Raw genomic sequence first — 12374 nt, forward strand, 5'->3', positions numbered from 1 at the left:
ACGGGGTGTCTTCTTTAACGTTTGCGTTGAACTTAGTCGTCGCCGCCAAATGCACCTAGAAGGTGAAGCATAGACGTGAACAAGTTATAAATGTTCAAGTACAAAGAAACCGTTGCGCGGATGTAGTTTGTCTCGCCACCGTTGATGATACGGCTTGTATCAAACAAGATGAAACCAGACATAATAAATACGATAGCTGCACTAATCGCCAAGCTTACCGCCGGTACTGCGAAAAACATATTCGCAATGGCCGCTACAATCACAACAACTAAACCTACAACCAAGAAGCCGCCCATAAACGAGAAATCTTTTTTGGTAGTAAGTGCATAACCAGAAAGTGCGAAGAAGACTAACGCTGTAGCACCTAACGCCTCCATAATTAAGCCTGGGCCTGCTACACCTAAATAGAAGTTAAGCGTGTAACCTAATGAAGCACCCATTAAACCGGTGAACAAAAATACCCAATAAATACCTGAAGCTGATTCAGCTTTCTTTTGTACAACAAATAAAGTAATGAATGCACCAATGGTCATGCCTAGTGACATCATAGGAGAAATACCTACAGCCATGGCAACACCAGCACAAACCGCACTGAACGCTAGTGTCATCGCAAGCAGCATATAGGTGTTGCGCAAAACCTTGTTCGTTTGCAACACTGATGGTTGAGATGCACTTGAATACATCGAACGTTGATCCATTGTTTCCTCCAAAAGGACTTTGTCTTTAACCAAAACGGTAAACTAACTATTAGTGTATGTTGTATGGGTTTTAGTTCCCATTTTCAAGTAGTTTTAAATGAAAATAGTGTTAGTAAGTATGAATTACGTGTCAACCGCGCAATTAGCGCACTAATTGTTTGAAATGCCATCACTTAACTTATTTTTTTTAATTTTTACTTTACAGTCATAAAAATATCATTAAGATACGCAGCACTTGGAGAGGTGGCAGAGCTCGGTTTAATGCACCTGACTTGAAATCAGGCGAAGGGTCAAACCTTCCGGGGGTTCGAATCCCTCCCTCTCCGCCAAGTTCTAGAAACCCGCACACTGTTGCGGGTTTTTTTATGTCTGCAATTTTATGCCTGTAATAAATTACCTGATTTTATCTTCAATTCGATGTATGTTTTGTATTCAGTCTTTGATTTACAAACAGAAAATACTTTCGAAAGCCTAATACTCGTTTAAGGATGAATTTATGAAGCGCTTTTTAGCTGTGTTACCCATCGTCTTGTTGGCAGGGTGTAATTCAGATAACGACGATGGCGTTGTTTGTACCACTGAAGTTATTCCAGGCATCGCTATAACCGTTATTGATGATGTAACCGAAGCACCTATTTCTTGTGGCGCCACTGCCATACTTCAAGAGTCAAGCTACGAAGAAGAGCTAACCAACCCAGAATCCTCTGATTGCGATTCTACTACGATGTTGTTTGGCGCACTTGAGCGACAAGGCTTTTACAACATTACCGTACAAAAAGAAGGGTACGAATACTGGTATGCCTATGATGTAGAAGTGGCCGAGGGGCTTTGCCATGTTGAACAAGTTGAAGTGGAAGCAAGATTAATCCCTTTATAAGGTGCTGAAAATAACTGTCTACAAAAATGTGAAGCTTTGCAGATTCACTTAGCTTGGTTATTAGCTAATTGTCGCAAAACAAGAGCATTTTGCACGAAATACGCCCTTTACTTTACATTTTGTTTATCTATTCGCCACTTGGCACACTTTATTTAGATTTGCACTTTACACGCAGAAAAATATCATTAAGATACGCAGCACTTGGAGAGGTGGCAGAGCTCGGTTTAATGCACCTGACTTGAAATCAGGCGAAGGGTCAAACCTTCCGGGGGTTCGAATCCCTCCCTCTCCGCCAAGTTCTAGAAACCCGCACACTGTTGCGGGTTTTTTTATGCATAAAATAAATGCGAAATCAGTTTACGTCTAAGACCACAGTCGCATTGTTACACGCTATTAACAGGTATAGCCTTGCCATTCTTCCAGCAATCGTAAGGTGTAAAGTGTCTCAAAAAAGCGATTCTTATCAAAAACTTCACAAGCCAAGTAGTACGTTTCAATCAAGAGAAGATTATCTCAATCACGAATTACAAATTATTGCGCCAAAGCGCTGGCGACTGAACCTACCTGGTAGAGACTACCGATTAGAGTGGGAAGACTGTGTGCCTGGTATGGCGGCAACAATAGGCAAAATTGTAATGGTTGCGGCCGTTGTAGGGGCGTTTGCTGCGCCGTTAGGGTTATCAGCTGAATTCGTTGTAGAAAACGTTCGTTTTGAGCTACTTATTGCTGCGGTGTTGTTTGTTATATTGATATCCGGGTTTTTCAATCCGTCAGCGAACTTAGCGGGTACTCATGGTCCGTTACTGCCTTTGGTGCCACTGATTGTTGCGTCGGGCGGTCATCCTATGGCGTTAGGGTTGTTAATTGGTTTTTTTGGCTTTTTGTTGGGGATAACCAAGGGCGGCAGTGTACTAGCAAAACTAACCAGTAATGGCGTTTGTGGCGGCCTTTTACTGTATTTAGGATTTATTGGAATTACTGGGCAGGTGAAAAAACTGTTTGCGTGGGCAGAGAGTTTCGACATGGCCTATTTAGCCTTTGTGGTTATTGTTACCACCATTTTAATGTATGCATGGTTGGAGCATATTCAAAAGCGTTGGTTGGCTATTCCTTTAGGCGCAGTCATGGCAGCGGTTATTGCTTTTGCTCTAGGCGCGCCATTTGAATTTACTACCTCACCGGGTATGCCAAACTTAAACCCAGCCTATTGGTGGGGTGAAAATACAGGGTGGCAACTGGGGCTACCTGATTGGTCTCATTTTATTGCGGTACTGCCATTTGCTGTATTGGCGGTGTCTATGTGGTCTCCGGATTTTCTTGGTCATCAGGTTTTCCAGAAATTGAGCTATCCGAAGCATAGTGAGAAAGCGCACATGAATATCGACGATACCATGATTGCAGCATCTAGCCGCCAAGCAGTGGGAAGTTTACTTGGTGGGGGGAATATTGCTTCATCGTGGGGAACCTACATAATACCTGCGTCAATTGCGCGTAGACCTATTCCAGGCGGTGCGATAGTAACTGGCATATTGTGTGTAGTTGCTGCCATTTGGGGTTACCCAATGGACCTTGCTATTTGGCCTCCCGTGTTGTGTGTTGCACTCATAGTAGGTGTATTTTTACCGTTGATGGAAGCCGGTATGCAAATGACGCGAGAAGGAAAAACAACACAATCTGCAGCACTAGTGGTTATTTCTTCAGTACTCGTTAACCCTGTGTTTGGTTGGTCGTTCACTATGCTTCTCGACAACTTAGGCTTAGTTGGATGTAAAGAACGGGCTGGTGAACTTGGCAAAGCGGGTAGGTGGTTAATACCGGGCATTACTTTTATTGTACTATGTACGGTAATGGCTTTAATCGGTATGTTCCCAGGCGTGCCTGCCATCATTGAGACCTTTAGAGTGTAAGTACTAAAACGTTTTTATAATTTAAATGGTAGGGGCTGTGTTTATAGCGGCCCCTGCATTAACGTTTTTGTATGGGCTCATTTAACGGCTTGTCCCAGTAAGGAGTATCTTCAAAGTAGGCACACAAAAAGTCGATAAAAACGCGGAGCTTATTGGAAACCAGTTTACGGTGTGGGTATACCGCATATAAGGAAATAGCTTGTGGGACATAGTCTTCTAATATTGATAACAACTCACCCCGCCTGAGCGCGTCACCGGTAATAAAAGTAGGTTGTAATACATAACCATCACCGTGTATTGCCACATTAGTCAGCACCTCTCCATTGTTCGCAATAAGTTTTGGCGTGACTTTTTGCGCATTAGTTTTAAGCGCCTTCATTAACTCTGACCCGTCGCTATCATAATTGACATAGGAATATTCTAGGTAATGTTCTGGATTTAACTCTGATGGATGTGAGGGCGTTCCATATTTTTCTAAATAGGCCGGCGCTGCGCAAAGGGCTAAGTTAAGTGTAGTGATCTTTTTTGCAACGAGGGCAGAGTTAGCCAAATAGCCAGCCCGAATCGCAACATCCAGACCTTCATCTACCACATCTACTTTGCGATCATTCAGTTGTAAGTTTACAGAAACGCTGGGGTGAGCATGTTGGAACGCCGCGAGCGCTGAAGATAGATGTAAGGTAGAAAAGGATACAGGGGCACTTACGTGTAGTACACCTTTGGCTTGCGTGTTAAGTAGGCCGAGCTGCCCCTCCATATCGTTAACACTTTCCAATATGTTATTGGCGTGCAGTAAACACTGTTGCCCTGCTTCTGTCAGGTGAATCTTTCGGGTAGTGCGGTTGAATAAACGCACGTCTAAGTGCTTTTCAAGTTGAGCCACATATTTACTTATAAGCTGGTTTGAGGTGTTAAGCCTATCCGCAGCGCGAGTAAAACTGCCTTCATTAGCAACCACCACAAACGTTTTAAGCATTGCGATCCTATCCATTTCTCTATTATTAACCCTATTGTCAACAAAACGTTGTTAATTATTCAATACTATGCCGCTTTATTCAATTTATGTTGGCAACTATTCTACACCCATGCCGTTAGTTCTTCGTCACAGACAAAGGACTAACAACTAACTAAAGGCTTTCTACACGGCAGTGTGGTTGCCGTGACGGAACTATTAAGGTGTAACTATGAATAAGCATTTTTTAACAAGCGTATTTTCTAGCAACAATAGTGTAGCGAATTTAGTGCTACGTGTGCCCCTAGGAATTATTTTGGCTGCACATGGTGGGCAAAAGCTATTTGCATGGTTTGGCGGATACGGTCTTGAGGGAACTGGACAGTGGATGGAGAGTATAGGGTTAGCGCCTGGGTTTATCATGGCATTACTCGCCGGTAGTGCAGAGTTCTTTGGGGGAATAGCGCTAATACTTGGGTTTCTTACACGTCCCGCTGCCGCACTAAGTGCGTTCACCATGTTAGTCGCTATTTTTAGTGTGCATGCGGGTAACGGGCTATTCATGAGCAACAACGGTTACGAATTTGCCTTAGCCCTACTTGCTGCCACGGTTGCACTGTCTATTCAGGGTGCCGGAAAGTTTTCATTTGATGCGGTTATCAGCAATAAATTACACGGTCAATACGGTGGCTTTGTCAAAGGCTGATTTTGTTAAAAACAGGCACGAATGAAGGCTGCCTATAGCTTTAATGAGTCTGCGTCATCGATTTAACAGTTATATCGGGGAAAACACTGATGAGTATTACAACGGCTTACATTTCACATGGTGGTGGACCGCTACCACTTCTAGAACGCGTTACAGATGAAGACGGCAAAGGGGGCGCAAACCATAAAGAAATGATTGAGGTACTTAAAACCTTATCGCGAGATATGCGAAGGCCTGATGTCATTGTGGTGGTTAGTGCGCACTGGGAGGAAAATAACACCCAAGTGACTGCCAGTAACCAACCAAGCTTAATTTATGATTACTATGGCTTTCCTGAGCGGGCTTATACACTGCAATATCCAGCCCTTGGTATCTCCGATTTATCTGCATCTATTGTTGCGGGTTTGCAAGCACAGGGTATTGACGCAACGGCTAACCCTAATCGCGGGTTTGATCACGGGATGTTTGTTCCTCTCACTATCATGTACCCAGAGGCAGACATTCCATGTATTCAAGTATCCTTAACATCAGACTTGGATGCGGCAAAGCATATTGCGTTAGGAAGGGCATTGAGACACATTTTACAGGCTAATTGTAACGACAAGCATGTTTTATTGTTGGGCTCGGGTTCGTCTTTTCATAACATGCGTGGCTTTTTTGATAGTTCAGCGCCGGCAAATAAAAAAGCACAAGAATTCAATCAATGGCTACAAGAAACAATGAAGTTTGAACCAATGAGTGAATTAGAAAGGAGTCAAAAACTCATTGAGTGGAAAAGTTCACCCCACGGAATATTTGCTCACCCTAGAGAAGAACATTTACTACCTCTTCATGTTTGTTACGGCGCAAACGAAAGGATGGTAGACAAAGCAATATCATTAACGTTACTGACGAAGCCAGCAAGTATGTTTGTTTGGCAAAACTAAGCGAAACATCCACGGACATGCACTTAACTTAAACAAATTAACCAAAATACAGACACTTTGTTTATCAATTAATCGGTTGAACATAAAAGTTTAAGTTAGTGCTTTACACTTTCAGCGAAATCATTAAGATACGCAGCACTTGGAGAGGTGGCAGAGCTCGGTTTAATGCACCTGACTTGAAATCAGGCGAAGGGTCAAACCTTCCGGGGGTTCGAATCCCTCCCTCTCCGCCAAGTTTTGAAAACCCGCACACTGTTGCGGGTTTTTTTATGCTCGAAATAAAATGTATTAGCACCACAGCAAACGGGAATAAGCAGCGTATATTTTCATGCAGGTTTCATTAAATAAAATTCACAATGCTAAAACTTTAATTAAGGTTAGAAGATGTTCTAGCCACTAAGTAGCAATGCCGCATTGATAAACGGACAAACACACGTAAGATGGCGGTGAAAAAGTACTGCAACTCATTGAAAGTTTTTCTGATCTTCCTCTGTCTATAATTTGTAATAAGCACTTGTAAAATGATTACATTCATTATAACTAATGTGTTCGACTACGCGGCGTTAATAAAAATGAGTGAGAGACTAAACTAAGGCTCTCGCGACAGTCGCATGTTGGTCATAAATTTTTGCTAAAAACGAATAACCATTAGTTTTGTATGCTATCGCTATTGTACATAGGTACACTTGTTTAAAGACGCTAATTCGCAGATGTGTGATTAGGGCTTCACTCTAATGTCCAATTGCAATTAAGGTGTATAGTAAGTGATATAGAGGTTATTACTCATTACAGTGCTAATGCTTAAAACGAAAGTGTAAGTGAAACGCAACGACAGCTCGTTACACCCACTGACGAAAAAGAATAAATATAGAGGATTGATATGCAGGCTATGAGTACGCTCAATTTGAGTCAGGGCAGTGTTGAGCAAAAACGTCAGGAAATCAAAGCGTATTTTACGGATTCGTTTGATACCTATGAAAGCCTATTCACTTGCCTAGCAAGCGATGAAGCCTATTTCCAGCGTGCTGAAAAGCTTCGCCATCCACTTATCTTTTATTTTGGCCATACCACGACTTTTTTTATCAATAAGCTTATTTTGGCTAAAATCATTTCTGAGCGTATCAACCCGAGATTCGAGTCGTTATTTGCTATCGGTGTAGACGAAATGAGTTGGGATGATCTTAACGACGAGAACTATGCATGGCCGTCTGTTGATGAAGTACGTCAGTATCGCCGCCAAGTGCGCGATCTCGTGTTATCGGTAATTGAAACCCTCGATTTTAGTATGCCTATCAATTGGGAAAGCCCAATGTGGCCGCTGGTGATGTGTATTGAACATGAACGCATTCATTTAGAAACGTCCTCAGTACTTATCCGTCAACTTCCTATTAGCCAGGTTAAGACCGATAATGAAAATTGGCCTAGTTGTAACGTTTTCTCTAGCGCCCCTATCAATACATTAATCGAGGTGCCAAGTGGCGATGTTATATGCAACAAGCAATGGAACGATGCCTTGTATGGGTGGGATAACGAATATGGCCACCATCAAGCTAGCGTAGCAGAATTTAAAGCCAGTCAATTCGTTGTGAGTAATGGTGAGTTTTTAACGTTTGTAGAAGCAGGCGGATATGAGAACTCAGATTACTGGGAAGAAGAAGGTATTAAATGGCGCGAATACACAAAAGCATCGCATCCGACTTTCTGGGTAAAGACTGACAACGGTTATTTGTACCGCAGTATGCTAGAAGCATTTCCGTTACCACTGAGCTGGCCCGTAGATGTGAATTACCACGAAGCCAAAGCCTTCTGTAATTATAAAAGTGAACAATCCGGCACGTTAATTCGACTACCTACTGAAGATGAGTGGTTACGTTTACGTGAGTTTGCGGGCATTACCGAAAACACCTATTCAGACGGCTATAACATTGCGCTGAACAAGTATGCGTCTAGTGAGCCGGTTGATATTAACCAAGCCGGTGATTTTTACGATGTAGTGGGCAACGTATGGCAGTGGACGGAAACGCCAATTTACCCCTTTGATGGGTTTAAAGTGCACCCGCTGTACGACGATTTCACCACGCCTACCTTTGACAACAAACATAACCTTATAAAAGGCGGAAGCTGGATATCTACGGGGAATGAGGCAATGGCACAAAGCCGTTATGCATTTCGCCGTCACTTCTTTCAACACGCAGGCTTTCGCTATGTAGAAGCTGCGCTACCCATACAGGTAAATGATTTGGATTACGAAAGCGATACACAGGTATCACAATACAGTGAGTTCCATTACGGTGACACTTACTTTAATGTTGAAAACTTCGCTAAAGCGAGTGCTCATTTTTGTTTAAGCCACATGCCTGAAAATAAAGGCGGCAAGGCGTTAGACTTAGGGTGCGCAGTAGGCCGTTCATCGTTTGAATTAGCTACCTATTTTGATCATGTTGATGGTATCGATTTTTCTGCACGGTTTATTAAAACCGCCGTTGCTATGCAAGAACGAGGTGAAATCCGCTATAACCTTATTGAAGAAGGCGAACTAACTTCATTTAAAGCCAGAAAGTTAAGCAACTTGGGCTTAGCGGAATGTGCCGATAAAGTGCACTTTGCTCAAGGTGACGCGTGTAATTTGAAGCCGCAATTTACAGGCTACGACTTAATCTTTATGGGGAACTTGCTTGATAGAGTGTACAGCCCTAAGAAAGTACTGAACGACGTGACAGCAAGGCTTAATGCTGGCGGCATACTGGTAATAGCCTCACCGTTTACGTGGTTGGAAGAATACACAGAACGTAGCGAATGGTTAGGTGGTTATAAAGACGAGAATGGTGAAACGTTAACGTCGACAGAAGCGCTGGAAGCCACGCTTAAAGAAAGTTTTGAGCGAGTAGGGGCACCAACTGAAATTCCTTTTGTTATTCGTGAAACTAAGCGTAAATATCAGCATACACTGTCTGAATTTAACGTGTTTAGAAAGCGATAGTATTGTGTATAGCGTGTTTAAGCGTTGTGTTCTTTGCCAAGAAGGTCATGAATGAAAGCAGCTAAACCTAGTGCTAAAGCAGCTAAGCCTCGCGCTAAAGCGGCAAAGCCTGGCGCTAAAGCTTCGCAAGGCGATAAATCTGTGAGGCCAAGCGCGCTAGCAGGCGCTGATAAACTCGCAGACAGCAGCGTAGATATAAACGCAGCGTTGAAACAACAGGTTGCCGATATTGACAACCTGTTTTCTGCGCAACTTAGTCAATTCTCATCACTGTGGTATACACCTTTGGGTTGCGGTGATATTGAGGTCAATACTAATGTTAATGATGGCGATGGCGAAACTAACGCAAGAAGCCGCTTAAAGTTTTCGTCGCTTTCTACTCGGTTCCCGCATGCACCAGAACACGCAGTAAGTATGTGGATAGCCGACATGGACACTGCGCCATCTAAGCACATTGCCCATGCTATTTCGGCATTTGTATCTTCGCATTATGGGTATCAGTCATGTGATATTGGTGATGTTGTGGCAGCCCGTTACGCTAAACAAGGTGCAGTCATTGCCGCCAATTCGGTAGTGAGTACGGCAAGTGTGATGGCTGCAGTAGATACTGCGTTGAAGGTGTGCACCACCAAAGGTGATAAAGTCATGGTGCTTTCACCTACCTACGGCCCCCTTCGAGAAAGAATTGCGGCGCAGGGTCTAAACCTCGTTGATATCAGCATTGAGGATATTAGTTTTACAGAAACCGGTTCAGAAAAAAAGATAACCGCGTTATTAGATGCAGATTGTAGTGCTTTTGTGCTTTGCCACCCGAATAACCCCACTGGCACAGTGCTAAGCGAAACACACCAACATGATATTGCCCGTTTTTGTGATGCTCATAATATCACCCTTATTCTTGATGAAGTGCACAGTGAATTTGGTTTTATTGATGCCGATGCTACTGTTGATGCTTCGTACAACACCAATACCAATAAAGCGTGTGCTATAAGACCTTTTGCGATAAATATCCCATTTGCGCAAGATATGATTATTCGAATAAACAGCGCCGGTAAGGCATATAATTTATCGGCTATACCCGCTGCCTCATATGCCATTATCGCGAATGATGCATTACAGGCTAAATTTGCGAAGGAAATAGACAGTTGCCATCTTGAGGCGTCACCCGTAGCAAAAGTTGCGCTGATTGCGGCATACGAACAAGCAGATGATTGGTTAGCGTTAGTGCTAAAGGCCATTGCGTTCAATAGGCAATACGCCAAAGCGCTTATGAACGTACTGAGCCCAACCACATCTTTTACTTTGGGCGATGCAGGTTACTTTTTATGGTTGAATCTGAATGAACGCTTTTTGCAAAACACGTTCCTTGAAGCCTGCCGGCGCGGTGTTATTGGTGTTGATGGGGCAAGTTTTAACGCCCCCGGTTATTTACGCCTTAATTTGGCATGTCACCCTAGCGCGATAAAAACCGCGTTACTAAGATTATTCTCCGATTAAGTTATCGCCTTTCGTTATTCTCGCCCTAGCGTTTTTCTAGCTCTATCGTTATTGTCGCCTTTGCCTTAAATCACATTACCGCCAGCGTAAACTCATATCTAATTTATTCATTCTCAAAAAGCGAATGAACGGTGCTAATTTCGCTAATTTTATCCCGCTGCTTAGTAACTAAAATATGGTGTATTGAAAGTTAATTATCGAAAACAGGCGCATTAATGGTTCTTAAAAAGCGCCTCGATGAAAGGATATAATTATGCAATACATTCGAAAAGGTAGCGAACGAGGTAACGTTAATCTTGGTTGGCTTAACAGCAAACATAGCTTTTCATTTGGCCAGTATTATGATGCCAATCATATGGGATTTTCTGCACTTAGGGTATTTAACGACGATATCGTACAGGCGGGCAGAGGCTTTGAAACCCATGGGCACCGGGACATGGAAATCATTTCTTTTGTGGTAAGCGGTGCGTTAAAACACAAAGATAGTACGGGTAACGACTACGTTATACCTGCAGGTGATATCCAAGTAATGAGTGCAGGGAAGGGCATTCGGCATTCTGAAATGAATGCGTCTGATAAGGAGGAAGTTAATTTTATTCAAATTTGGATTGAGCCTAACGTAACGGGTGTTCAGCCGGCCTACTTACAGAAATCGGTTAGTGATAAAAACGGATTAGAGCTTCTTGTCAGTGAATCGGGGCAAGACGGTTCGTTAAAAATTAATCAAGATGCACGTATTAGTAAACTGGCCCTTAGCCGAGGGGAAAGTTTCGACTTGGCCGTTGAATCTTCGCCAACCTTGGGGGCTGGCTATTTGCATATTGTGAAAGGTGAATTAACCGTTAACGACGTTAAGTCAGACAAGATGACTACCTTAACAAAAGGAGATGCAATAGGGTTAGGCTTGGGGCAAAAGGTAGTGGTTTTGGCCAATGAAGAAGCACTTGCGCTTTGGTTTGATTTGCCTCCTGTAGGCTAATAAGTCGGTGTAGTATCTTTATTAACCAGCTTGTTCTGTTAATGCTTGTTTTTACACATTTCCTTACTACAAATTGACACTGAAAAGTTTACCTAGTCGGTAGTCGTGGTATGATACGAACACATGATTGGTAAGTAACTGGTGGAATCCACCTCGGTTACGGATCTTTTTTGTTTGAAAGCAAACCGTAGTCAGTGAGATACATGTGATAAAAATAATCCTAGCAGATGACCATGATTTGGTCAGAAGAGGGATCCGCCGAATTCTGGAAGATGTCGTAGATTTTTCAATCATAGCTGAAGCTAAAAATGGCGAAGATGCCGTACAGCTATGTCGAAAAAACGCTCCAGATGTGGTGCTCATGGACGTAAATATGCCCGGTATTGGCGGGCTAGAAGCAACCAAACGCATTGTGCGGATGTCAGAGAACACCCGCGTAATTTGTTTGTCTATGCATAAAGAAAGCCCCATACCTATGCAGGTAATGAATGCTGGCGCGTTCGGCTTCTTAACGAAAGATGCCGAACCTGAAGAAGTTATTCGTGCCATTCACAAAGTGGTTGGTGGGCAAAAGTATATCGATAGTGAAGTTGCGAACAGCATCGCCATCGATAAGCTTTCCCCAAATTCAGACAATCCGTTTAATGATTTATCAGATAGAGAGTTAAGTATTGCGCTTCGCCTCACCAAGGGTAAGCGTGTACCTGATATTGCTACTGAACTAAGCATTAACGCAAAAACCGTCAATACATACCGTTATCGTATGTTTGAAAAGTTAGGCGTAACCACTGATGTGGAATTAACCCACTTAGCGCTTCGCCACAAACTCATCGATTCGAATTTGCTTTAGCC

10 protein-coding genes and 3 tRNA genes are annotated in these 12374 nt (G+C 43.0%); 11 read left to right on the top strand and 2 right to left on the bottom strand.

Going from position 1 to position 12374, the window contains the following annotated elements; all coding sequences use genetic code 11:
- Positions 1-32: 32 nt before the first annotated feature.
- Positions 33-698 (bottom strand): Bax inhibitor-1/YccA family protein, encoded by a 666-nt coding sequence (locus J5X92_RS08370; protein WP_013784150.1) that lies wholly within the window; start codon positions 696-698, stop codon positions 33-35.
- 237 nt (positions 699-935) lie between these two features.
- Here J5X92_RS08370 and J5X92_RS08375 point away from each other — a divergent pair.
- The 4 genes from J5X92_RS08375 to J5X92_RS08390 all read left to right on the top strand — a co-directional run bounded on the left by J5X92_RS08375 (position 936) and on the right by J5X92_RS08390 (position 3482).
- Positions 936-1027, top strand: a tRNA-Ser gene (locus J5X92_RS08375).
- A 167-nt stretch (positions 1028-1194) separates the two neighbouring features.
- A complete protein-coding gene (locus tag J5X92_RS08380; protein ID WP_208805394.1) occupies positions 1195-1575 on the top strand; it encodes a hypothetical protein in 381 nt (126 codons plus the stop codon).
- Between the two features lie 203 nt (positions 1576-1778).
- Positions 1779-1870, top strand: a tRNA-Ser gene (locus J5X92_RS08385).
- Positions 1871-2015: 145 nt separating this feature from the next.
- Positions 2016-3482 carry a DUF3360 family protein gene (locus J5X92_RS08390; RefSeq protein ID WP_208805395.1) on the top strand — a complete coding sequence of 489 codons (1467 nt, stop codon included), beginning with the start codon at positions 2016-2018 and terminating at the stop codon, positions 3480-3482.
- Between the two features lie 58 nt (positions 3483-3540).
- On the opposite strand, the gene J5X92_RS08395 is transcribed toward J5X92_RS08390, so the two are convergent.
- On the bottom strand, positions 3541-4473 hold the full coding sequence (locus J5X92_RS08395) for a LysR family transcriptional regulator (protein WP_208805396.1): 933 nt from the start codon (positions 4471-4473) through the stop codon (positions 3541-3543).
- Positions 4474-4666: 193 nt separating this feature from the next.
- Between J5X92_RS08395 and J5X92_RS08400 the strand changes: the two genes are divergently transcribed.
- From J5X92_RS08400 to uvrY, 7 genes are all read left to right on the top strand, one after another.
- Positions 4667-5140: a DoxX family protein gene (locus tag J5X92_RS08400; RefSeq protein ID WP_208805398.1), complete on the top strand. Its 474-nt coding sequence runs from the start codon at positions 4667-4669 to the stop codon at positions 5138-5140.
- 89 nt (positions 5141-5229) lie between these two features.
- On the top strand, positions 5230-6066 hold the full coding sequence (locus J5X92_RS08405) for a class III extradiol ring-cleavage dioxygenase (protein WP_126873213.1): 837 nt from the start codon (positions 5230-5232) through the stop codon (positions 6064-6066).
- A 141-nt stretch (positions 6067-6207) separates the two neighbouring features.
- A tRNA-Ser gene (locus J5X92_RS08410) sits at positions 6208-6299 on the top strand.
- A gap of 647 nt (positions 6300-6946) precedes the next feature.
- Positions 6947-9046 (top strand): 5-histidylcysteine sulfoxide synthase, encoded by a 2100-nt coding sequence (ovoA, locus tag J5X92_RS08415; RefSeq protein ID WP_208805400.1) that lies wholly within the window; start codon positions 6947-6949, stop codon positions 9044-9046.
- A 51-nt stretch (positions 9047-9097) separates the two neighbouring features.
- Positions 9098-10543 (top strand): aminotransferase class I/II-fold pyridoxal phosphate-dependent enzyme, encoded by a 1446-nt coding sequence (locus J5X92_RS08420; RefSeq protein ID WP_208805402.1) that lies wholly within the window; start codon positions 9098-9100, stop codon positions 10541-10543.
- Positions 10544-10796: 253 nt separating this feature from the next.
- Positions 10797-11522 carry a pirin family protein gene (locus J5X92_RS08425; protein ID WP_208805403.1) on the top strand — a complete coding sequence of 242 codons (726 nt, stop codon included), beginning with the start codon at positions 10797-10799 and terminating at the stop codon, positions 11520-11522.
- 205 nt (positions 11523-11727) lie between these two features.
- Positions 11728-12372 carry a UvrY/SirA/GacA family response regulator transcription factor gene (uvrY, locus tag J5X92_RS08430; RefSeq protein WP_013784134.1) on the top strand — a complete coding sequence of 215 codons (645 nt, stop codon included), beginning with the start codon at positions 11728-11730 and terminating at the stop codon, positions 12370-12372.
- Positions 12373-12374 lie beyond the last annotated feature (2 nt).

It is taken from the genome of Alteromonas sp. K632G (assembly GCF_017653625.1).
Taxonomy (GTDB): Bacteria; Pseudomonadota; Gammaproteobacteria; order Enterobacterales; family Alteromonadaceae; genus Alteromonas; species Alteromonas naphthalenivorans.